The organism is Mucilaginibacter gossypii (genome assembly GCF_900100945.1).
GTDB classification, from domain to species: Bacteria; Bacteroidota; Bacteroidia; order Sphingobacteriales; family Sphingobacteriaceae; genus Mucilaginibacter; species Mucilaginibacter gossypii.
The window spans coordinates 412,554-434,803 of record NZ_FNCG01000001.1; the positions used below are offsets into that span (position 1 = coordinate 412,554).

At 42.6% G+C, this 22,250-nt stretch carries 18 protein-coding genes; 12 read left to right on the plus strand and 6 right to left on the minus strand.

Going from position 1 to position 22,250, the window contains the following annotated elements; all coding sequences use genetic code 11:
- The first annotated feature begins 303 nt into the window (after nucleotides 1–303).
- From BLS28_RS01845 to eutC, 5 genes are all read left to right on the plus strand, one after another.
- A complete protein-coding gene (locus tag BLS28_RS01845) occupies nucleotides 304–2,904 on the plus strand; it encodes an MGH1-like glycoside hydrolase domain-containing protein (protein ID WP_091162610.1) in 2,601 nt (866 codons plus the stop codon).
- A gap of 223 nt (nucleotides 2,905–3,127) precedes the next feature.
- Nucleotides 3,128–4,057 (plus strand): sugar phosphate isomerase/epimerase family protein, encoded by a 930-nt coding sequence (locus BLS28_RS01850; protein ID WP_091162611.1) that lies wholly within the window; start codon nucleotides 3,128–3,130, stop codon nucleotides 4,055–4,057.
- 270 nt (nucleotides 4,058–4,327) lie between these two features.
- The gene (gene eat, locus BLS28_RS01855; protein ID WP_091162612.1) at nucleotides 4,328–5,680 is read left to right on the plus strand and encodes an ethanolamine permease; all 1,353 of its coding nucleotides are present in this window, start codon (nucleotides 4,328–4,330) and stop codon (nucleotides 5,678–5,680) included.
- 101 nt (nucleotides 5,681–5,781) lie between these two features.
- The gene (locus BLS28_RS01860) at nucleotides 5,782–7,149 is read left to right on the plus strand and encodes an ethanolamine ammonia-lyase subunit EutB (protein ID WP_091162613.1); all 1,368 of its coding nucleotides are present in this window, start codon (nucleotides 5,782–5,784) and stop codon (nucleotides 7,147–7,149) included.
- 213 nt (nucleotides 7,150–7,362) lie between these two features.
- The gene (gene eutC / locus BLS28_RS01865; protein WP_091162614.1) at nucleotides 7,363–8,121 is read left to right on the plus strand and encodes an ethanolamine ammonia-lyase subunit EutC; all 759 of its coding nucleotides are present in this window, start codon (nucleotides 7,363–7,365) and stop codon (nucleotides 8,119–8,121) included.
- Between the two features lie 76 nt (nucleotides 8,122–8,197).
- Here eutC and BLS28_RS01870 read toward each other — a convergent pair whose 3' ends face one another.
- The 3 genes from BLS28_RS01870 to accD form a co-directional block, all read right to left on the minus strand.
- A complete protein-coding gene (locus BLS28_RS01870) occupies nucleotides 8,198–8,710 on the minus strand; it encodes a DUF4251 domain-containing protein (RefSeq protein WP_176844341.1) in 513 nt (170 codons plus the stop codon).
- A gap of 164 nt (nucleotides 8,711–8,874) precedes the next feature.
- The gene (htpG, locus tag BLS28_RS01875) at nucleotides 8,875–10,758 is read right to left on the minus strand and encodes a molecular chaperone HtpG (RefSeq protein WP_091162917.1); all 1,884 of its coding nucleotides are present in this window, start codon (nucleotides 10,756–10,758) and stop codon (nucleotides 8,875–8,877) included.
- 608 nt (nucleotides 10,759–11,366) lie between these two features.
- Nucleotides 11,367–12,212 carry an acetyl-CoA carboxylase, carboxyltransferase subunit beta gene (gene accD, locus BLS28_RS01880; RefSeq protein ID WP_091162616.1) on the minus strand — a complete coding sequence of 282 codons (846 nt, stop codon included), beginning with the start codon at nucleotides 12,210–12,212 and terminating at the stop codon, nucleotides 11,367–11,369.
- Nucleotides 12,213–12,480: 268 nt separating this feature from the next.
- Here accD and fbaA point away from each other — a divergent pair, with 268 nt between their 5' ends.
- The 3 genes from fbaA (at nucleotide 12,481) to BLS28_RS01895 (ending at nucleotide 14,569) form a co-directional block, all read left to right on the plus strand.
- Complete coding sequence (gene fbaA / locus BLS28_RS01885; RefSeq protein ID WP_091162617.1) at nucleotides 12,481–13,560, plus strand: class II fructose-bisphosphate aldolase; 1,080 nt, start codon at nucleotides 12,481–12,483, stop codon at nucleotides 13,558–13,560.
- A gap of 108 nt (nucleotides 13,561–13,668) precedes the next feature.
- Complete coding sequence (locus BLS28_RS01890) at nucleotides 13,669–14,187, plus strand: low affinity iron permease family protein (RefSeq protein ID WP_091162918.1); 519 nt, start codon at nucleotides 13,669–13,671, stop codon at nucleotides 14,185–14,187.
- Nucleotides 14,144–14,569, plus strand: coding sequence for a GNAT family N-acetyltransferase (locus BLS28_RS01895; RefSeq protein WP_091162618.1), 426 nt, complete (start codon nucleotides 14,144–14,146; stop codon nucleotides 14,567–14,569). Before BLS28_RS01890 ends, BLS28_RS01895 begins: the two co-directional genes overlap by 44 nt.
- A gap of 195 nt (nucleotides 14,570–14,764) precedes the next feature.
- On the opposite strand, the gene BLS28_RS01900 is transcribed toward BLS28_RS01895, so the two are convergent.
- Nucleotides 14,765–15,115 carry a TfoX/Sxy family protein gene (locus tag BLS28_RS01900; protein WP_091162619.1) on the minus strand — a complete coding sequence of 117 codons (351 nt, stop codon included), beginning with the start codon at nucleotides 15,113–15,115 and terminating at the stop codon, nucleotides 14,765–14,767.
- Nucleotides 15,116–15,200: 85 nt separating this feature from the next.
- Complete coding sequence (locus BLS28_RS01905) at nucleotides 15,201–16,187, minus strand: aldo/keto reductase (RefSeq protein ID WP_091162620.1); 987 nt, start codon at nucleotides 16,185–16,187, stop codon at nucleotides 15,201–15,203.
- A gap of 192 nt (nucleotides 16,188–16,379) precedes the next feature.
- Between BLS28_RS01905 and BLS28_RS01910 the strand changes: the two genes are divergently transcribed.
- The 4 genes from BLS28_RS01910 to BLS28_RS01925 all read left to right on the plus strand — a co-directional run bounded on the left by BLS28_RS01910 (nucleotide 16,380) and on the right by BLS28_RS01925 (nucleotide 19,874).
- The gene (locus BLS28_RS01910) at nucleotides 16,380–16,730 is read left to right on the plus strand and encodes a YciI family protein (protein ID WP_091162621.1); all 351 of its coding nucleotides are present in this window, start codon (nucleotides 16,380–16,382) and stop codon (nucleotides 16,728–16,730) included.
- A 40-nt stretch (nucleotides 16,731–16,770) separates the two neighbouring features.
- Nucleotides 16,771–17,997, plus strand: coding sequence for an RNA polymerase sigma factor (locus tag BLS28_RS01915; protein WP_091162622.1), 1,227 nt, complete (start codon nucleotides 16,771–16,773; stop codon nucleotides 17,995–17,997).
- A 278-nt stretch (nucleotides 17,998–18,275) separates the two neighbouring features.
- On the plus strand, nucleotides 18,276–19,394 hold the full coding sequence (locus BLS28_RS01920) for a serine hydrolase domain-containing protein (RefSeq protein ID WP_143020673.1): 1,119 nt from the start codon (nucleotides 18,276–18,278) through the stop codon (nucleotides 19,392–19,394).
- 12 nt (nucleotides 19,395–19,406) lie between these two features.
- The gene (locus BLS28_RS01925) at nucleotides 19,407–19,874 is read left to right on the plus strand and encodes a nuclear transport factor 2 family protein (protein WP_091162624.1); all 468 of its coding nucleotides are present in this window, start codon (nucleotides 19,407–19,409) and stop codon (nucleotides 19,872–19,874) included.
- 192 nt (nucleotides 19,875–20,066) lie between these two features.
- Here BLS28_RS01925 and BLS28_RS01930 read toward each other — a convergent pair whose 3' ends face one another.
- On the minus strand, nucleotides 20,067–22,244 hold the full coding sequence (locus tag BLS28_RS01930) for a glycoside hydrolase family 3 protein (RefSeq protein ID WP_256337319.1): 2,178 nt from the start codon (nucleotides 22,242–22,244) through the stop codon (nucleotides 20,067–20,069).
- Between the last annotated feature and the right edge of the window lie 6 nt (nucleotides 22,245–22,250).

The window sequence follows — 22,250 nt, forward strand, 5'->3', positions numbered from 1 at the left end:
CTTAGATCTATAACTATGGAAGCATTCTGCTTCTGTAGCGGAGCTTGTAAGCTAATTTATGAAATCGTAGCATAGGGTATCGTAGTTAAGCTGAAAGCTTAACTTATTTTGGGTCGAAGTTAAGCTACCGCTAAACTTCGACCAGACAACAAAAAGCGATTTTAAAAATACCACGCTCCAAATCCTTCGCTTTCTTCATTAAACAGTAAAACCTGCCTTTTATATCTGTAACTTTCCTTAATTAAATCTACTTTGCGAAACACTTACCTTAAATTAGGGATAGTGTAAATTGTCATCTATACTATGAATGCAGAACAATCAAGGTTAAAGGATACAGGCTGGAAAAAATGGGGGCCTTATGTAAGTGATAGGCAGTGGGGTACCGTGAGGGAGGATTACAGTGCAAATGGTGATGCCTGGAACTACATAACCCATGATATGGCCCGCAGCAAAGCTTATCGCTGGGGCGAGGAAGGTATAGCCGGTATCTGCGACAGGCAGCAATATCTGTGTTTTGCAATAGCATTGTGGAATAAGAAAGACCCTATAATTAAAGAACGATATTTTGGTTTAAGCAACCCCGAAGGTAATCATGGCGAGGATGTGAAAGAGATGTACTACTATCTGGATAGTACACCTACACACTCGTACATGAAAACGTTGTATAAATATCCGCAAAACGAGTTTCCGTACAAATGGTTAGTTGATGAGAACAAACACCGCGGCCGCCAGGATCCAGAATTTGAACTGATGGACACGGAGATATTTGATCGCAACGAATATTTTGATGTTTTTACCGAATATGCCAAAAGCGCGCAGGAAGATATCCTCATTAAAATAACTATTCATAACCGGAGTGAAGAGGATGCCCCGCTTAATGTAATGCCTACTTTATGGTTCCGCAATACCTGGGCTTGGGGATATGATTCGCGCAAACCAGATCTTTGTGCTTCTTCGGATAAAGTGATCAGCATTTTTCATAAAGACCTTGGGCAGATGTGGCTGCACGTCGAAGGGCAAGCTCAACTCCTGTTCTGTGATAATGAAACTAACTCGCGCAGGCTTTATAATTATGACGATGGCCGAAAGTATTATAAGGATGGTATAAACGATTACATTATTCATGCTGCCGATACTGTAAATCCTAAAAACATGGGTACCAAAGCAGCTATAAACTACGATTTAAATATCCCGGCGCGGCGAAGCGTAACCATACGCTTGCGACTGTCTGAAGACGCAAATTATAGTTTTGAGGATTTTGACGAAGTTTTTGCTGTTCGCCAAACAGAGGCCGACCAGTTTTATAACGATATTCATGGCGCTACCATGAACCCCGATCGCCGCCTTATTCAGCGGCAGGCTTTTGCCGGCATGTTATGGAACAAGCAGTTTTACTATTCAGATATCCGCCATTGGCTTAGCGGTGATAAGGGGATGCCCCGCCCGCCTGCGCAAAGGCAAAAAGCCCGAAACAGTAAATGGACGCATCTTAATACCCGCGATATTGTTTCAATGCCCGATAAGTGGGAATATCCCTGGTTTGCCGCCTGGGACCTTGCTTTTCACTGCCTGCCGCTGGCAACCATTGATATGGCCTTTGCCAAAAATCAGTTGATTTTGCTTACCCGCGATTGGTATATGCACCCTAACGGCCAGTTGCCGGCCTATGAATGGGACTTTGGTGATGTTAACCCTCCGGTACATGCCATGGCTGTATGGAACGTTTATAAAACCGATAAAGAAAACAATAACGGTAAAGGGGATACCTATTTCCTGGAGCGGGTTTTTCACAAACTCATGCTAAATTTTACCTGGTGGGTTAATCGTAAGGACCAATCGGGGAATAATATTTTTGAGGGTGGTTTCCTGGGCATGGATAATATCGGTGTTTTCGACCGTAATATGCATTTACCATCCGGGCAGCATTTGGAACAGGCCGATGGTACCAGTTGGATGGCCATGTATTCGCTTAATTTGCTGCGTATTGCCACCGAGCTTACCGAAACCGACAAAGCTTACGCTGATATTGCTTCAAAGTTTTTTGAGCATTTTATTTATATTATAGGGGCCATGTCAAACCTGGGCGAAAACAATGAAGGCCTTTGGGATGATGACGATGGCTTTTTTTATGACCAGATCCGTTTTCCTGATGATGGTTCTGTAAAAATGCGGGTACGAAGTATAGTAGGATTGATTCCTCTGTTTGCTACTGAAGTGCTGGACGAGAAAGATATTATGGAGAGCCCGGTATTTAAAGATCGTATGAAATGGTTTGCCGAAAACCGGCCCGATCTTGCCTCGCTGGTTTCGCGCTGGAACGAGAAGGGAAGCAACGGTAAACACCTGATTAGTTTGCTGCGCGGCTATAGGATGAAATCATTGCTCAAATACATGTTGGATGAAAACGAGTTTTTGAGCGATTATGGGATCCGTTCACTTTCAAAGTATCATCTTAAACATCCTTATTACGTTTCGGTAAATGGAGTTGAATTTGGCATATCCTATGTGCCGGGCGAGAGTGACAGCGGTTTATTTGGTGGCAACAGTAACTGGCGCGGCCCTATCTGGATGCCTATCAATTACCTGATCATTGATAGTTTGCACCGGTTCCATATGTTTTATGGAAATGAGTTTAAAATAGAATGCCCGACCGGATCTGGCAACTTTATGAACCTGAAAGAGGTAGCCAACGAACTATATGCCCGGGTTTCCAAACTGTTTATGAAAAACGAAAATGGTGAACGACCAGTTTACGGCAAAAATCCAAAACAGCAAACCGATCCGCATTTTAAAGATCACATTTTGTTTTATGAATTTTTTGATGGCGATACAGGTCTTGGTTTAGGTGCCGCACATCAAACCGGCTGGACGGGCTTGATAGCCAATTGTTTGTACCTGGAGTAGCGTTTATGTATATGATAAACCCGGCGCAGCGCTATAAATCAACATTGTGTCGTGGTGGGATTGCTGCAGATAAATATTAAAGCTTCCGTCTGTCAATCAACTTTCAGCATGATACTTTTAGCTTGATATGAATTATTGTGTAAAAAAGACACAATAAAATTTCCTGGCTTATTATTAATTAATTAGCTTTACTGTACCAGTTAATTATTAACCATTATCAAGCATGATTTACAGCAGAAGAAATTTTATTAAAGGCACCGGTGCATTGGTGCTTGGCGGCATGGCTTTATCGGGTAAAGCAGCAAGTTTTTTGAGTAACATGGAGCATCATCCTGTAGGACTGCAGTTGTTTACTTTTTTCGGCGTTATTGACGAAGATGTAAAGGGCACGCTGAGCAAAATTGCGGCTATAGGATACAAGGAATTGGAATCGGCTTTTAGTAAAAAAGGCGGCTATTATGGTATGAAGCCTAAAGAATTTAAAGCTATGGTGAATGACCTGGGTATGAGCTGGACCTCGCACCATGTTCTTGGCGCTCCGTTTAAACTGCCACCGGGAGCAAAAATGCCTGCAGGTGCAGATGGTAAGCCGATGGTATTGCCTCCTGTATTGAACCTGCGCGATAATATGCAGCAGGTGATTGACGAGGTTGCTGAAGGCGGCGTTCAATACCTGGTTTGTGCCAATTCGCCTACGGCTACGCTTGATGAAATAAAATCGACCATTGAGGTGCTGAACAAAACGGGAGAAGCTGCTAAAAAAGCCGGCATCCAGTTTGCATATCATAATCACGATATGGAGTTCCACGCGGTTGATGGTAAAGTGCCTTATGATTTATTATTAAGCGAAACAGATGCAGGTAATGTAAAAATGGAGCTTGATTTGGCCTGGGCTGTTAAGGCAGGTAAAAATCCGGTAGAAATGTTTAAGGAACATCCCGGTCGTTTCCCGCTTTGGCATGTGAAAGATTTGGATGCAGGCAGGCAGAATATACAACCTGTAGGAGGCGGCACTATTGATTTTAAACCAATTTTTGCAGCGGCTAAATCAGCAGGTATGCAACACTTTTTTGTAGAGCATGATATGCCTAAAGATGCCTTTGCAAGTATTACAGCCAGTATGGGATATTTGAAGGATAAGCTGATGGTGTAAATAGGGGAGTGATATCCTAATCGTTAACTATTAATTGTTTTATAATAGAATTGCAGCCGATAAATTAAGTTTTATCGGCTGTTTTGTTTGCTAACGATTGTTGTTTGCCTCTTATTTTAGTTTATGAGCTTTTTTGTAAAAGAAGACGCCGGAACTTGTTGTATTTTTCGGAAAAGTATGGCTTAACAATTCCATAATGTACCGTAATTTTGATTTAACCTGCCTGTTGAGTAATTTAAGGCGATAAAATATTATTTATAACGGCGGCGCATGGCAGAAACATCTACAGAACATTTAAAAAGGGTTTTGAAACCTATCCATTTATGGGCCATAGCCGTAGGTCTGGTTATTTCGGGCGAATATTTCGGGTGGAATTTGGGATGGGCTGTATCCGGCACTATAGGTTTGCTCATAGCCACCCTGGTTATCACCTTGATGTATATTACATTTATTTTTAGCTATACCGAACTCACCGCCTCCATACCTCATGCGGGAGGCGCTTTTGCTTATGCGTATCGGGCTATGGGACCGTTTGGCGGGTTAATTGCCGGTTACGCTACCCTTGTTGATTTCCTGGTGGCTACGCCTGCTGTAGCAGTTTCTTTAGGAAGCTACCTGCATTTTTTATACCCGGCTATCCCAATAGCAGAGGCCGCTATGGGCTTTAATGTTCTTTTTATCCTTTTAAATATGCTTGGGGTAAAGGAATCGGCTACGTTTTCGGTGTTCATTACTGTACTTGCCGTAATTGAGCTGCTGCTTTACCTTGGTATTGTATCGCCACATTTTAAAATGGTAAACTACCTCACCAATCCTATGCCCTTTGGCTGGGCTGGTGTGTTTGCAGCCCTGCCTTTTGCGGTTTGGTTTTACCTGGCCATTGAAGGTGTTGCGATGGTGGCCGAAGAAGTGGAGAACCCCAAAAGGAATATTCCCCGCGGCTATATATCGGCTATTATAACGCTGGTAGTGTTAGCGCTGGGTGTAATGATCATAACCGGCGGATTGACCGACTGGCGCAAGCTAAGCCATTTAGATTACCCCTTGCCCGAGGCTATCGGGATAGTATTGGGTAAGGGTAACGGCTTAACCAAAATATTTGCCAGTATAGGTTTGTTTGGGCTGATAGCATCGCTGCATGGTATTATTCTTGCCTCTTCGCGGCAGGTGTTTGCTATGGCCCGCAGTGGTTATTTGCCCCGGATGCTATCCGATATTAACCACAGGTTTAAAACGCCTCACTGGGCGCTTGTTGTAAGTGGTGTAGTAAGCTCCATCTTCATTTATAAGTTTAAGACGGATCAGATCATCATGCTCTCGGTACTTGGTGCAGTGGTTATGTATATCATGAGTATGCTGAGCCTGTTTATACTGCGAAAAAAGGAGCCCCGTTTAAGCCGACCCTTCTTGGCCCCGGTGTACCCGGTTTTCCCGGCAATAGCTTTGGTTATTTGTGTGATATGTTTAATAGCAACAATCTATTTTAACCCAGATATGAGCCTCATTTTTGCAGGTGGATTAGTAATTGTTTTACTGATTTTTATAGTGATGGGCAAGCATAAAGTGGCTTTAACAGAAGATATGATGAGCGCACCAATGGATGAGGAGGTCATTAATCATTGAGTCATCAAATCATTTGCTTGTTCGCTTTTTGATTAATGAACCGATGACATAATGATTGAAAAAAAATGATCCAATGACCAGTGAAATAATGATATAAAGAAATGTACCGCCACAACATACATCACCGGGTTTATAAGTTTCCCGACCTGAAAACATTGCTGGGCAAGGCGTCACCCTACCGCTCGGGCGATGAACTGGCCGGGCTTTGCGCCGGCGGGTATGAGGAACGAGTGGCTGCACAAATTACCCTGGCCGATGTGCCGCTTAAAAACTTTTTAAATGAAGCGGTAATCCCTTATGAGGACGATGAAATTACCCGCCTGATCATTGACGATCATGATAAGGCTGCCTTTAGTCACATTGGCCATTTAACCGTTGGCGAATTACGTGACTGGTTATTAAGTGACGAAACCGACTGTGCTATTTTAACAACTATAGCTCCCGGCTTGACACCCGAAATGGTTGCTGCAGTATCCAAACTGATGCGCAACCAAGACCTGATTGCTATGGCCAATAAATGCCAGGTGGTTACCCGCTTTCGTAATACCATAGGCTTAAAGGGACATTTCAGTACGCGTTTACAGCCCAATCACCCAACTGATGATCCGCGGGGAGTAGCGGCCAGCATCATCGACGGCTTATTATTTGGTAGCGGCGATGCTGTTATAGGCATTAACCCGGCGACTGACAGTCCGGCGGCGGTGAGCAGTTTATTGACGTTGATGGATGAGTTACGGCACCGTTTCGATATCCCTACACAAACCTGCGTGCTAAGCCACATAACTACCACATTACAATTGGTTAACGAAGGTGCTCCTGTAGATCTGTGTTTTCAATCCATAGCCGGTACAGAGAAGGCCAACGCCAGTTTCGGGGTTAATTTAAGCTTGATTGAGGAAGCTTACCAGGCCACACTATCGTTAAAGCGGGGTACTGTTGGTAATAATGTAATGTATTTTGAAACCGGACAGGGTAGCGCCTTATCGGCCAATGCCAATTTCTGTGTTGATCAGCAAACCTGCGAGGTGCGGGCCTATGCCGTCGCCCGTAAGTTTAATCCTTTGCTGGTGAATACTGTAGTTGGTTTTATTGGCCCCGAATATTTGTATGATGGCAAACAGATTATTCGTGCCGCGCTTGAAGATCATTTTTGCGGAAAACTGCTTGGCTTGCCCATGGGAGTTGACGTTTGTTATACCAATCATGCGGAAGCCGATCAGGACGATATGGATAACCTGCTTACGTTGCTTGGTGTAGCGGGTTGCAACTTCGTGATGGGTATTCCGGGCTCGGATGATATTATGCTTAATTACCAGTCAACATCGTTTCATGATGCCCTTTACCTGCGCAAAGTATTAGGTTTGAAACCAGCCCCCGAGTTTGAGGGGTGGTTGATAAAGCAGGGGATTGTTGATGATAAAGGCTATATGCTGCCTGTTAGGGAGCATGGGTTGTTGAAAGGTTTTTGATTGAAGGCAAAAGGGTAAAGGCGAAAGGTAAAAGGTTTTTTGAACTGACGAAAAATAAAAAATACGGTATCATCCTCCGCCGTCGCTCGGCTCCGGCCGAGTGTCAGCTATCTTACGGCCTCTGGCCGACGTGAAACCTTATGATACGCAGGCCGGAGGCCTTTTAATAGTTGTCACTCGGCTGGAGCCGAGCGACTAAGGCGATATATAAAAATGAAACGAAACATCCCACATGAAATTGAACCTTTGAAAGCCTTGCAAGAGTTTACTTCTGCAAGGATAGCTATTGGCCGGGTGGGAACGAGTATCCCCTTAAAACAGTCGCTTGAGTTTAAACTGGCACATGCGCATGCACGTGATGCTGTATACTCTGAATTAAATTCAGGCAAACTAACTAATTCCCTTAAACACTTTGAACAGCCTATCCTGCACCTGCATAGCCAGGTAACAGACCGGCGGCAATACCTGCAACGGCCCGATCTTGGGCGTAAACTTAATGAGGCCTCATTGAATGAGTTAAACGGCTACAGTATTGAAAGTGATGTGGCTATTATGATAGTTGATGGTCTCTCTGCAACGGCGGTAAATGAAAATACAATTGGTTTGCTCGATGCGCTAATTCCTTTGTTGGTTGCCGATAGTTTAAAGCTTGCGCCAATAAGTCTGGTTGAACAAGGCAGGGTAGCTATTGGCGATGATATTGGGTATGGCCTGAAGGCTAAACTGTCTTTGATCTTGATTGGTGAGCGCCCTGGTCTAAGTGCCGCGGATAGTCTTGGTGCATATCTTACCTATAATCCCAAACCCGGTTTGACAGACGAATCACGAAACTGTGTTTCTAATATCCGCCCCAAAGGTTTAACCTATAAAAAGGCAGCAAAAAAGATCTTCTATTTAATTAATGAGGCGTTTAAACGGAAACTGTCGGGAGTGGAGCTGAAGGATAATGCGGGATTGATAGCTGAAGGTTAATGAGCTAAACGCTGAAAGCAAAAAGCCCAAAGCATTATGCTCCGGGCCAATTTTTTAAGCTTTAAGCTTTTCCTACTTATTTCCTCCTCGCTTCAATGTAACCATTAAATGATATTGGGTCGCGGTTACTGCTGATCACTTGCAGGGAGCCGTATCCATCCTGCGAAATACTTAGGTTAAATGTTTGCACATCGCGCCAGTCGGCTATGTTTTTTTCTTTGGGTTTAATGGTGATGTTCCAGCCTTTGCCTTTTGGGGTCGACGAGTACGTAAACTTTGTCGTGTTAACTTTAATACCGCCATCTGTTGTTCCCGGAGGAGGCGCTACATAAGCCCGGCCAAAATAAGGTAAAAATGATACAATGGTATCTTTACTTATCGTCATGTCATAATCAGAGGTAAGCGGCCTGGTACCGCCCCGCATCGGTAAAGCATAATTTGCCTTAAATACAAAGTTTTGGTCCTCTACCATCTTTTTGATTTCAGCCTGCTTCGCTGCCTTTTTCTCAGCTTTGGTTTGAGCAAAGCTTACGTTAACCCCAATAAATATGAAAGCAGCCAAAAGGGCTATTTTGTTTAAGGTTTTCATGATATAAATGTTTAAGTGGTTAGACAGTAAAGAGTTATTTAGGTTTAAGTACATTCAAATTTAAGCAATCTTTAAACAAAAAAGCCACCCGTTTCGGGTGGCTTTTGAAAGAAAAATATAAAAAAGGGTGGCTTGTGCAATTCCTCAAGAAGCGACTCGAAAAATTATATTAAGCTCACGCTGCGTTTAACAAACTCGGTTAAATCGGCACCTGTCAATAAACCTTGTGATAACAATGCTAAGTCAAAAGCTTGTTTTGAAAGCTGGGCCTGTACAGTTTCGTCTTCTTCCTGCAAAATACGGCTTACCAGTTTGTGATTACCGTTTACAATCACCTTGTAATTATCAGGCATGTTGCCATAAAAGCTCATACCACCACCCATAGCTGCCATATCTTTCATGCGGCGCATAAACTCATCCATAGTTACGGTAACCGGTAACTCGTCGGGGTTAAGGCTTTCTATCTGAACGTTGTAAGCTGGCCTGTTGATGGCTTTGTCGAAAATGCTTTTTACCTGGGTGCTCTGTTCTTCGGTAAGTACAGTTTCAAGCGCGTCATCCTTTTTAATCAGTTTATCAGCAACATCAGCGTCAACACGTTTTAATGATGTTTTCTCTAATTTTTGCTCCAACTGGCTAATAAAGTGGTTGTCGATAGGAGAGTTCATCACCAATACATCATAGCCTTTTTTATTGGCCGATTGGATAAATGAATCCTGTTTTGCCGGATCATTGGTGTAGATGTAAACCAACTGACCGTCTTTATCTGTTTGGTTTGCTTCAACTTTGTCTTTATACTCAGGCAGGGTGAAGTTTTGTTTTTCGGTGTTGGTAACCAAAACAAAGTCTTTTGCTTTGTCATAAAACTTGTCTTCGCTCACCATACCGTATTTTACAAAGAGGCCAATATCTGTCCATTTTTCTTCGTAAGCTTTGCGGTCGGCTTTGAAAAGGTCTGCCAATTTATCAGCTACTTTTTTGGTGATATAGCTGTTGATCTTTTTAACGTTGCTATCGGCCTGTAAAAAGCTGCGTGATACGTTAAGCGGGATATCGGGTGAATCGATAACGCCATGTAACAGCATCAAAAATTCAGGAACAATGTCTTTTACCTCGTCGGTAATAAATACCTGGCGACTAAATAATTTGATCTTGTTTTTCTGGAATTCAAAATCGTTTTTCAGTTTAGGGAAGTATAGTACACCTGTCAGGTTGAAAGGATAGTCTACGTTAAGGTGGATCCAGAATAATGGGTCTTCACTGAAAGGATAAAGTTGTTTGTAAAAGTCGAGGTAATCCTCATCTTTTAGTTCAGATGGTGCCTTTGTCCAGATAGGGTTAGTGGTGTTGACGATGTTATCAACTTCAACTGAAGTGTATTTTGGTTTACCTTCTTCATCAACGCCATCTTCAACAGATTCTGTTTTGGTGCCGAATTTGATAGGCACCGGCAAAAATTTGCAATATTTATCAAGGATCTCTTGAAGTTTGTATTGACTTAAAAATTCAGCCGATTCATCGTTGATGTACAGTGTAATTTCGGTGCCACGCTCTTCTAAAATACCTTCGCCAATTTCAAATTCGGTGCTACCGTCGCACACCCAGAAAGCAGGTTCTGCACCTTCCTGGTACGACAGGGTTTGGATCTCTACCTTATCGGCCACCATGAAAGCCGAATAAAAACCTAAACCAAAGCGGCCGATGATCTCGTTGGCATCCTTAGCCTCCTTGAATTTCTCCATGAATTCGGTGGCGCCTGAGAAAGCGATCTGGTTGATGTATTTTTTGATCTCTTCAGCGGTCATACCGATACCATTATCGCTAATGGTGATGGTCTTTTTGTCTGCATCAAAAGCAACCTCAACACGGAGGTCACCAAGTTCGCCGGTGTACTGGCCTAATGAAGCCAAACGTTTAATTTTTTGGGTAGCATCTACCGCGTTTGATACCAGCTCGCGCAAAAATATCTCATTATCAGAGTATAAGAACTTCTTAATGATCGGGAAAATGTTCTCGGTGTGGATCGAAATGCTGCCTTTTTCTTGCATAACTATATTTAATATGGTTGATTTAATGTTTGTCGCAATTGTGTTATCAATGAATGTTCCAATTGTTAATGTATTGTCAAAATGGCAGGTGAGGGAGGATTTAGTCAGATTGGTTGTGGAGGTAAGGCCTATCCACCCGTCATTGCGAGGAACCATCAGGTCAGAACCCCAAAAAAAATATAATAACGTATAAACTATGTTTTAAGGATATTGTGCGGGGGCGCGTTAAGGATAGCAGCGAAAAGCCCACAGCGCGGGTTGGGTTTGCGGGCAGGAAAGGCGAGGACTTGTAGCGGATAGCCTGGCCGCAGGCAACGCCCATATCACAAAATGGGTTTAATAAATATACTTAATAATCAATAACTTACGACAATGTCATTATAAGGTACAAAGACAACCGACCGAAGGGAGCTCATTAATACCTATAAAAAACAAATTATAATTATTAATAATCCCCAATTTTACAAGCGGCTATGCAAGTGCCCCTGCAGAGTTCGCGATTGCTTCGTCGTTCCTCCTCGCAATGACGATTTTCCAGAGGCGATAGAAAAAAATAAGGGATAAACATTAAGCTTATCCCTTACTATATCAAGGTTGATTAAGATATCTTAATTGGCCATCATTTTAATAAACGAGGCTAATTTTTCTTTCATTTCTCTCCTGTCGACAATGAAATCAAGGAAACCGTGCTCCTGCACAAACTCGGCAGTTTGGAAACCTTTAGGAAGATCTTTTTTAATGGTTTCTTTAATTACCCTTGGGCCTGCAAAGCCGATTAATGCACCTGGCTCAGCAATATTAATATCGCCTAACATGGCGTATGACGCTGTTACGCCACCGGTGGTTGGATCGGTAAGTAAAGATATATAAGGGATTTTTGTCTGTGAAAGCAAGGCAAGCTTAGCCGATGTTTTAGCCATTTGCATCAATGAAAATGCCGCTTCCATCATGCGCGCACCACCCGATTTTGAGATCATCAGGAACGGAACTTTATGCTGGATACAGTAATCAATAGAGCGGGCTATCTTTTCACCAACTACCGATCCCATTGATCCCCCAATGAAGTTAAAATCCATACAGGCAATAACAAGGTCCTGACCGTCAATTTTACCTGCACCCGCCCTTATTGCATCTTTCAAGCCTGTTTTGTGCTGAGTTTCCTTAAGTCGGTCGGTATACTTTTTGGTATCTTCAAAATGAAGCGGATCGCCGGAAGTAAGTTCAGGGAAAAGTTCTGTAAATTCGTTATTATCAAATAGTACCGAAAAATATTCTTTTGAACCTATGCGCAGGTGGAAGCCACAGTAATGGCACACATATTGATTTTCTACCTGCTCAGAATAGTGTAAAGGTTTTTTACAATTAGGGCATTTATTCCAGATGCCATCGGGGGCTTCCTTTTTTTCCTCAGTAGTCGTAATTATCCCTTTCAACTCTCGTTTAAACCATGCCATATCTGTGTCTAACTCTTTCAATTGGGTACAAAGAAACAAAAAATATTAAACATGTGGTGCCGGTATATAAAAAGTTATAGAGGGCAAATGTTTGCTTGAAAGTTTAATTGCTTATTTAATGCTATTTTTGTAATAAAAGGATCGGATTGTTAATTGATTATATCATATTTTTAAATTAACCCTATTTTTACTACCGTTTTAATATACTTTTAAGATTGCTTATCCGAATTCAATAAATTTTATAACTTCGAGCCCCAAATAAACGCTAATGGATTTAAAAAATTATAGAGGTGTTCTGCACGGCGATCAGGTGCAGGAACTATTTGAAGCAGCAAAAAAGCACCAGTTTGCTTTACCGGCAGTAAATGTTATTGGTACTAATACTATCAATGCAGTTATGGAAACAGCTAAAGCTGTTAACTCACCGGTTATTATTCAGCTGTCAAATGGCGGTGCACAGTTTTACGCCGGCAAATCATTGGATAATTCAAAACTTCAGGCCTGTATTTTAGGTGGTGTATCTGCTGCAAAGCATGTTCACCTGTTGGCTGAGCATTATGGCGTTGCGGTTATCCTGCATACAGACCATGCTGCCAAGAAATTGTTACCGTGGATTGATGGCCTGCTGGATCATGGCGAGAAATTTTTTGCCGAAACAGGTAAGCCTTTATTTTCATCGCACATGCTCGACCTTTCAGAAGAGCCTATTGAAGAGAATATCGAAATTTCGGCTAAATACCTTGAGCGTATGGCTAAAATGGGCATGACCCTTGAAATTGAGTTGGGTGTAACCGGCGGGGAAGAAGATGGTGTTGACAACTCTGACGTTGACAGTTCACGTTTATATACCCAGCCAGAAGAGGTTTCTTATTCATATGAGCACCTTTTAAAAGTAAGCCCCCGTTTTACTGTAGCTGCTGCTTTTGGTAACGTTCATGGTGTGTACAAACCAGGTAATGTTAAGTTACAACCGGTTATCCTGCATAACTCACAGGAGTATGTTAAACAAAAATTTGGTTTAACTGCCGAAAAACCGATCAACTTTGTATTCCATGGTGGTTCTGGTTCAAGCCAGGAAGAGATACGTGAAGCTATTTCATATGGTGCTATCAAAATGAATATTGATACTGATATGCAGTGGGCTTTCTGGGAGGGCATTAAAGATTACTATAAATCAAAAGAAGGCTATTTGCAAAGCCAGATCGGCAGCCCGGATGGTGAGGATTCTCCAAACAAAAAATATTATGACCCGCGCGTTTGGTTACGCAAAGGCGAGGAAACCTTTGTTAAAAGGCTTTCTGCTGCTTTCGAAGATCTTAACTGTATCGACGTACACAGCAAATTATAATATTCATTATAAACTAACTAACAAAAGCGCCTGTACATTTGTTGTACAGGCGCTTTGTTGTTTACAGGCAGCAGGCGATTCGCCCCCCAAAAAGATAAAGGCTGCTATATGGTTGAAATTAATAAGAAGAAAAAGAATTTATTTGAACGCTTTGCCAACTGGGCCACTATGGCCACGGGTAGTTCGGGAGCATTTATCACGGCTTTTGGTATCATCATTGTTTGGGGAATAACCGGACCATTATTCCATTATTCGGATACCTGGCAGTTGGTTATCAATACCGGTACTACTGTAGTTACTTTTCTGATGGTTTTTTTGATTCAGAAATCACAAAATAAAGATTCGAAAGCTATACATTTGAAACTGAATGAGCTGCTTGCCTCGCATCAGGGGGCAAGTAACCGGATGGTTGATATTGAAGATATTACCGAAAAGGAGCTCGATCAATTGCATAAATTTTATGTGGAACTGGCCGGACTTGCCGAAGAGGAAAGTGATATCACCTGTACACACTCTATTGATGCCGCGAGGGAAAACCATACCACAAAACTCAATCATTTCAAAACAAAACCGCATTATATCGATGCCCGCAAAAACCATAGTAAAAAAAGTAACGGAACAAGCTGATCTTGATATCGTACATGCCATAAGGAGGGAAGTGTTTGTTGTTGAACAAAATTGCCCGCCCGAACTGGAATATGAGCATGAAGATGTATCTCATCATTTTTTAGCTACCGTTGATGGAGAACCGGCCGGTGCCTGCCGCTGGCGTAAAACCGAAAATGGTTATAAGCTTGAGCGGTTTGCCGTATTGAAAAGGTTCAGAGGATTTGGGATAGGAGGAGAGCTGGTGAAAGCGGTGTTAACTGATTTGCCGGCCGATGCGGATTATGTTTATCTTAATTCGCAAACCCATGCTGTGCCTTTTTATGAAAAACTGGGCTTTGAAGCATCAGGGCCGGAGTTTGAAGAAGCCGGGATCAAACATTATAAAATGGTGAAGAAGTAAAAAAACTTTGTCATTTCGACGAAACTGGGTTAAGGTACGTGCGTTGGAGGAGAGGAGAAATCTTCTACACCAAGTAAGCCGCTTTATAAAATTCGTTGAGCATAGCTAATAAGATTTCTCACTCGTTCCTTGTTTCGAAATGACATCTTGTTGTATTTGAATCGAAAGAGATAAATATTATAGGCAGGGCTACTGTTATTTACTTCTTTTCCTCTTTTTAGATGCCTCTGCCAGCGGATTAAATGCAAGGCACAGGTTGATCCAGTAATTCAGCTGGGCGGTGGTTTGCAGGGTGAAATCTTCAACATAAACATAGCCTTTCATTACTCTTTCGCCGCTTACCATTTGGTTACAGTTTCCTTTCTCAAGTTCAATAGCCGCTTGTTGTTCGCCAATGCGGCACAAAATGCTATTGTCGCGTACGCAAACACATAACTTATCATCTACCATAAAACAAACTCCCTGGAACATTTTCTTTTCTTCCACCACCGGAAGGTCCATTAATGCTTCGCGAATACGATCGGCCATTCGTTCGTTATATGCCATAAGGGTTTATATTTTTTCACGCAGAGGCGCTAAGACAGCAAGCGGAAATCCGGCGTCTCAGCGCCTTCGTGAAATAAAATTACAATTAATTCTTATCAACAAATTTGTAATTAGCCTCATTATACCTGTCGCCGGTATCCGGGTATTTAGCTAAAACGGTTTCAATATCCCGTAAATCATTGGCGGTTAATTCCACATCAACCGAGCAGGCATTGTCCAGAAGGTATTTTCTCCTCTTTGTTCCTGGAATAGGGATAATGTTATCGCCTTGTGCCAGCACCCAGGCAAGGGCTAACTGGGCAGGTGTGCAGTTTTTTTGAGCCGCAAGTTGTGCAAACTCATGAGCCAGGCCCATATTATTTTCGGCGTTGGCATCCTGATAACGGGGCAGGCTTTTCCTGAAATCATTATCAGCCAGTTTGGTTACATCCAACGCATTAGTAACCAAACCACGCACCAGCGGACTGAATGGCACAAATGAAATCCCAAGCTCTTTGCAAACCGGCAAAATCTCGGCCTCAACATCGCGGGTTAATAAAGAATATTCACTTTGCAAGGCACTGATTGGATGCACCGCGTGTGCACGACGGACAGAGTTTGCCGAAGCTTCAGACAGGCCCAGGTATTTTACTTTACCTTCTTTTACCAGGTCGGCCATGGCACCAACCATGTCCTCTACGGGCACATTTGGATCGATGCGGTGAGCATAGTAAAGATCAATCACATCTGTTTTTAAGCGTTTTAAACTTTGCTCAACAGCAGTTTTGATATAGGCGGGTGAGCCATCAAATTCTGTTAGCCTGCCATCGGCACCTGCTTTAAATCCAAATTTGGTGGCAATGAAAATCTTATCGCGATTTGGTACTAATACTTTTGATACCAGCTCCTCATTTCGGCCGTTAGCATAAACATCAGCCGTATCCCAAAAGTTAATGCCTATTTCTATTGATTTTTCAAGTGTTGCTATTGATTCATCGTCATCCGGCTGGCCGTAAGCATGGTTCATGCCCATACATCCCAGTCCAATAGCCGAAAGCTCAATTCCGGTGTTTCCTAATTTTCTGTATTTCATAATGTGGTAGTATTTTTTACTATCAAAGTACGCGAAATAACAAAAGCACATCAACCTCCATTTATAAGTATTATGTAAGGTTATACATTGCAGATTAACTTTTTCTGGTTAATTTGAAAAAAAAATCGAGTGGTTGTCCAATTCATCTAAACCTGATCGTCTTTTGGTTTTTAACCATTAAATTCAAAAAACATGAACGAGTTCTTATTGATCTTCAGAAGAGACGCAGAAGCCACTGCAGCGCAGCGGTCGCCCGAACAGATGCAAACCATGATGAATTACTGGCGCGAATGGATTGGCGGGATTGCCGCACAAAACAAACTGGTGGCCGTAGGCAATAGGTTGGATACCTCCGGCAGCGTAGTAAAACCCGACAATGTGGTAACAGACGGCCCTTATGTTGAAGTTAAGGAAGCTATAGGCGGTTACAGCATTATCAAAGCGTCGTCGCTGGAAGAAGCCGCGGAGTTATCAAAGGGCTGCCCGATCCTGTCGGTAGGGGGAAGTGTTGAGGTGCGTCCTATCATCCCAATGGAAGTATAATTGATTTGCAGCCTCCCATATACGGGAGGCTGCTTGTTTTATGCAGCAAGATCAGCTTCTACCACATTTGTTCCGCTCCGAATATCAAAAGATAATCGCGGTATTATGCCATTATTTCGGCTTTGAACGTATAGAAGCCGCCGAAGATATTGCCAGTGATACTTTTCTCACAGCTGCCGAAACATGGGGGATCAAGGGGTTGCCGGATAACCCTAAAGCGTGGTTATATACAGTGGCCCGCAATAAAGCAACCGATTATGTAAGGCGTGGCTCCAGGTTTAAGCAAAAAATAGCCGAAGGGATTGTTGCAGAGGATAATTACGGGGCAGAGATCGATCTTTCTGACCAAAATATTAGCGACAGCCAGCTGCAAATGATGTTTGCTATTTGTCACCCGGTATTGCCGGCCGAGGCACAGATTGGCCTTGCATTACGTATCCTTTGCGGTTTCGGAATTGATGAAATTGCCGAGGCTTTTTTATCGAATAAAGAAACCATTAATAAACGCCTGTTCAGGGCTAAGGAAAAGCTTCGGGAACAAAAAGTAAAGATCGTTTTTCCTGAACCGGCTGATATTGTTAACCGGCTGGACATCGTACTGAAAACTTTATACCTGCTGTTTAATGAGGGCTATTACTCCAGCTGCCAGAGCACTACATTGCGAAAAGATTTGTGTTTAGAAGCCATGCGGCTTAACTATCTCCTTATAGAAAACAAACAAACCAACCTGCCCGAGGCGAATGCCTTGTTATCATTGATGTGTTTTCATGCTTCAAGGTTTGATGCCAGGGTAGATGAACATGGCGAAATGATTCGCTATGATGACCAGGACAGAATGCTTTGGAATGATGATTTGATAGTAAAAGGACGATACTATCTAAACCTTGCCTCAAAGAAAGGAAACGGCGCCGGTAAATATCATATTGAAGCTGCTATAGCTTATTGGCATACGATTAAAACTGATACTACCGAAAAATGGGAAAATATATTAATGCTCTACAATAGGTTACTTATTACTGCTTATTCGCCTGCGGCTGCGTTGAACAGGGCTTATGCTTTGGCAAAGGTAAAAGGAAAGGAGAAAGCCATTATTGAGGCCGAAAAGTTAAAACTGGATACTAATCATTTGTACCATGTACTGCTTGGTTACTTGTATACAGGGGTAGATCGTAAAAAGGCAGTATTGCATTTGCAAACTGCCCTGAAACTGGCTAAGACCACTACCGATAAAAGTAGAATTACGAAGGATTTAAAGGCTTTATTATGAAATAAATTGCCGTGTTTAAAAAAGCCTAATTGCAAGGCACTAAACAATGTCCTCATCGAACAGTTGGGATTGCTTCGTATTCTAAGACTTTTACAAAAGTTTTTTTCTAATCATTATTTTGAAAAATCTGCACTTCCCTCACATGATTTCCTGTTCTGTCTCGGTCAGAAGAAGCAAGCTGTTATATAGTGTTGATTGATGGGGCAACCTTCATCTGTAAACGGACGCTGATCGTTCGTTTACGATACATAAATCTCAATCATGGTAATAATAATGTATTGCCTATCAATCAATTACATGAGTGGCATGACGATGGTTTCTCAGGTTTAAATCATAATTATATAATTTCACCCCCAATGAACCGAATATTACCTAAGATTAAAACGCTATTATTATTAACTTTCTTTTATGCGCCAGCTGTAAATGCGCAAGTAGCAGATTCTACTATTGTCCGGTTGATGAAGGATAAGCATATTCCCACATTGGGATTGGCCTTTGTTGATAAAGGCGAAATCTTCTTCTCAAAAGTGTACGGCGAACTTAACACGGGAGTTTCTGCGCCTGCTAATACATTATTTAATGTCGCCTCAATCACCAAAACAGTAACAACAATGGTAACACTGTGTCTGGTTAACTCTGGTGACTGGGATCTGGACGAACCAATCTATCATTACTGGACTGATCCTGATGTTGCAGCTGATCCGAGGAGTAAAAAGCTCACTACTAAACATATCCTGACGCACCAAAGTGGGTTTCCAAACTGGCGATGGATGACGCCTTCAAAAAAGTTGGCCTTTGAGTTTGAGCCCGGTTTAAAGTTCCAGTATTCCGGCGAAGGGATGGAATATTTGCGGCACGCACTTGAAAGTAAATTTCACCGGTCGTTGGAACAATTGGCTGATTCCCTGATTTTCAAACCCCTACATATGAACGATACGCATTTTATTTGGAATGATAGGATGTTAGATCATTTTGCTGTTGCGCATAATAGCAATGGAGAGCCATTAGAGATCATAAAAAATAGCAGTCCCAGTGCGGCCGACCAACTAAAAACAACTGTAGCGGATTACAGCAAATTCCTGATTTGGATAATAAAAGGGGGTGGTTTATCAAAGGCGCTTTATCGGCAAATGACCAGCCCGCTGTCTATGATAAAAGAGAATAAGTTCATGGGCTTAGGTTGGGCCGTTTATCCAGATTTGGGACGAGAATTTTGCTTATCGCACAGTGGCATTGATCCGGGCGTAAATACAATCGTCTTTATTTTACCAAAAACCAGTCGCGCTTTATTGATCTTCACTAATTCAGATAATGGCCCTCAAATATATACCGATCTGGTTAAGATCTTTTTGAAAGAACAGGGCAATGCTATAATTGCTACCGAAATGAAAAATTAACAAAACTATAATATGAAAACAATGAACAATTTTTTTACTACTGCGCTTTTAGTCGCTTCAATTTTTTTTACCTGTACTGGTGCAGAGGCACAAACATCCGGGCCATTGTTCAATGAGATAGCACAACAGGATTCGCTTCAATTCAGGGACTTCAATAGCCGCAATCTTGATCAGCTAATGAATCACTTCGATAATAGTCTGGAACTTTACCAGGACAACACCGGCGTACGAAACTTTGATCAAACAAAACAAGCCTTCGGTGGACTGTTTAAAATGAGTTATGTATTGAATCGGAAATTGATTCCTGGGTCAATGGAAGTATATCCAATTAAAGATTATGGTGCTATCGAGACCGGAATGCACACCTTTTCTCATGTTGAAAACGGCAAATTGCAGGTGTTTACGTATAAGTTTATGCAGATCTGGCAAAAGAAAGACGGCATTTGGAAAGTAACCCGGGAAATCACCTACGGTCACTAAAATGACATGGTTGCTTAAAAGCAGCCATGCCATTTTGGTAAACTAACGCATCAGGGAGTAACATTGCTAATATCTCGCGTTCGTTTCAGCTTATTCGTAAACCATAAAGTTTTTATTTTGGCTACTAATCTAAAGGTGCCTTGCAATGAGGCTTTTATGTCTATTTCTATAAAACCGTTTTCTGACAGTGTCTTAATTAGCCACTTTAAAATCAGCTACCAACTTTTCATCGGCCGAGCTGCTGCCCAGTACTATTTTGTAGCTGCCGGGATAAAGCTTCCATTTGCGTGTGGCAAGGTCCCATTTCTGTAAATCCTGAACAGGGATTTTCAAAGTAACGGTACCTTCTTTATCCTGCTCCAGGCTTATGCGTTTAAAGCTTTTTAATTCTTTAACAGGCATCCTGTCGATGTTGGGATATTTAATATACGCCTGCACTACTTCATCACCATTAAATTTACCGGTGTTTTTAACGTTTACTGTTACCGTAACGGTATCGGTTTTTTTGTAGGTAGTTTTTAATTTACTGCCTAGGGTGTAGCTGAACGACGTATAACTTAAACCAAAACCAAAAGGATATTGCACCGGACCGGTATAATAACGGTAAGTGCGGTTTTTCATGTTGTAATCGCTGTAATCGGGCAAATCGCTCATACCTTTATAAAAAGTAAGCGGCAGGTGACCAGATGGCGAAACTTCGCCAAAAATAATATCAGCTAAAGCGTTACCGCCTTGCTCGCCGGGGTACCAGGCAAATATAATGGCATCGGCATAAGGCTCAATAGCGGATATGTCAACATCGCTGCCTGCGGTAATTACAGCAATAAGAGGTTTGTTTTTTACACTTTTGCGCAGCTCTTTCATAAAGGCAATTTCACTGGCAGGCAGGCTCAGGTTTTTTTTATCGCCGCCGCTTTCAGACAGGAAAGCGTCGCCTGCTTCGCCTTCCAAAACGGGGGATAGGCCTATCACAGCAACGGTAGCATCAGCATTGCCCGCGGCCCAGGTGCCGCCAAAATGGGTGGTGTCTTTATAGTCGCAACCCAAATCGTATTCAACACGGGTAGCTTTGTCAACCGCGCCGGTTATACCTTCAACAAAGTTAATTACCTTACTGCTGGTGCCGTGGTAATTAGCTATCATAGCATCGAGCGAGGCCGCGTTTGGCCCAACCACCATAATGCTGGAGTAGCTGCTTTTTTTGAATGGCAAAACATTGTTGTTATTCTTTAACAATACCATGCTTTGCTGGGCCACTTTACGGGCCAAAGCCAAATGTTGTTCATTGTGAACACTGTCGGCGCCGTAACCATGATAAGGATTAGCGGCCGGGTCGTCATAAAAGCCCAGTTTAAATTCGGTGCGTAAGATAGCGCCCAGGGCCTGGTCAATATCTTTTTCGGTAAGCAGGCCTTGTTTAATAGCTTTAATACCATCGTTCTGCAAAATGGACGAGCAATCCAGGTCAACACCAGCCTTAATGGCAGCCGCTGCTACTTCAACCGCAGTTGGTAGCGTTTTGTGGGTAAGGTATACATCGTCCAAGGCACCACAATCAGTTACCACGTGGCCGCTAAAGCCCCATTCTTTCCGTAATATGTCGGTAAGCAGCATTTTATTTATAGAGTTTGGTACACCGTTAACGCGGTTGTAGGCGCTCATTACCGATTCAACGTGGTTTTTGACCAGTTCGTGAAAGGCATACAGGTAGGTTTCGCGAAGGTCTTTTTCATCAACCTTGGCGTCAAATTTATCGCGGGTGGCTTCGGGGCCGCTGTGTACGGCAAAGTGTTTGGCCGTGGCAGATGTTTTCAGGTATTTAGGATCATCGCCCTGCAAACCTTTAACAAAGGCTGAGCCCATACGGCCGGTCAGGAATGGGTCTTCGCCATAAGTTTCCTGTCCACGTCCCCAGCGCGGGTCGCGGAAAATATTGATGTTGGGTGCCCAAAAGGTGAGGCCCATGTATTGCAGGTGCCTGTCTTGTGCAATGGCCAGGTTGTATTTGGCGCGGGCCTCAGTTGATATAGCCGTTGATACCTGCTTTAACAGATCTTCGTTAAATGTAGCCGACATACCGATAGCCTGCGGAAATATGGTTGCTTCCCCGGCGCGGGCTACGCCATGCAAAGCCTCATTCCACCAGTTATAGGCAGGGATGCCTAAACGGGGCACTGCCTGGCTGCGGTAGCCTAATAAGGAGATTTTTTCGTCGATGGTTAATTTCGATAAAAGATCTTTTACGCGTGAATCAATCGATTGCGAAGCATCTTTATAAAAAGGAACCTGCGCATTTGCGGTAGAAAACTTTAGTAATGCCGCAAGCATTACCAAACAACATAGGAGTTTGTGTTTTATGGTGGAAGCCATTTTTAG

Coding starts and splice junctions, on each gene's coding strand:
- BLS28_RS01845 (WP_091162610.1), top strand. CDS start 304: ATGAATGCAGAACAATCAAGGTTAAAGGATACAGGCTGGAAAAAATGG.
- BLS28_RS01850 (WP_091162611.1), top strand. CDS start 3,128: ATGATTTACAGCAGAAGAAATTTTATTAAAGGCACCGGTGCATTGGTG.
- eat (WP_091162612.1), top strand. CDS start 4,328: ATGGCAGAAACATCTACAGAACATTTAAAAAGGGTTTTGAAACCTATC.
- BLS28_RS01860 (WP_091162613.1), top strand. CDS start 5,782: ATGTACCGCCACAACATACATCACCGGGTTTATAAGTTTCCCGACCTG.
- eutC (WP_091162614.1), top strand. CDS start 7,363: ATGAAACGAAACATCCCACATGAAATTGAACCTTTGAAAGCCTTGCAA.
- BLS28_RS01870 (WP_176844341.1), bottom strand. CDS start 8,710: ATGAAAACCTTAAACAAAATAGCCCTTTTGGCTGCTTTCATATTTATT.
- htpG (WP_091162917.1), bottom strand. CDS start 10,758: ATGCAAGAAAAAGGCAGCATTTCGATCCACACCGAGAACATTTTCCCG.
- accD (WP_091162616.1), bottom strand. CDS start 12,212: ATGGCATGGTTTAAACGAGAGTTGAAAGGGATAATTACGACTACTGAG.
- fbaA (WP_091162617.1), top strand. CDS start 12,481: ATGGATTTAAAAAATTATAGAGGTGTTCTGCACGGCGATCAGGTGCAG.
- BLS28_RS01890 (WP_091162918.1), top strand. CDS start 13,669: ATGGTTGAAATTAATAAGAAGAAAAAGAATTTATTTGAACGCTTTGCC.
- BLS28_RS01895 (WP_091162618.1), top strand. CDS start 14,144: ATGCCCGCAAAAACCATAGTAAAAAAAGTAACGGAACAAGCTGATCTT.
- BLS28_RS01900 (WP_091162619.1), bottom strand. CDS start 15,115: ATGGCATATAACGAACGAATGGCCGATCGTATTCGCGAAGCATTAATG.
- BLS28_RS01905 (WP_091162620.1), bottom strand. CDS start 16,187: ATGAAATACAGAAAATTAGGAAACACCGGAATTGAGCTTTCGGCTATT.
- BLS28_RS01910 (WP_091162621.1), top strand. CDS start 16,380: ATGAACGAGTTCTTATTGATCTTCAGAAGAGACGCAGAAGCCACTGCA.
- BLS28_RS01915 (WP_091162622.1), top strand. CDS start 16,771: ATGCAGCAAGATCAGCTTCTACCACATTTGTTCCGCTCCGAATATCAA.
- BLS28_RS01925 (WP_091162624.1), top strand. CDS start 19,407: ATGAAAACAATGAACAATTTTTTTACTACTGCGCTTTTAGTCGCTTCA.
- BLS28_RS01930 (WP_256337319.1), bottom strand. CDS start 22,244: ATGGCTTCCACCATAAAACACAAACTCCTATGTTGTTTGGTAATGCTT.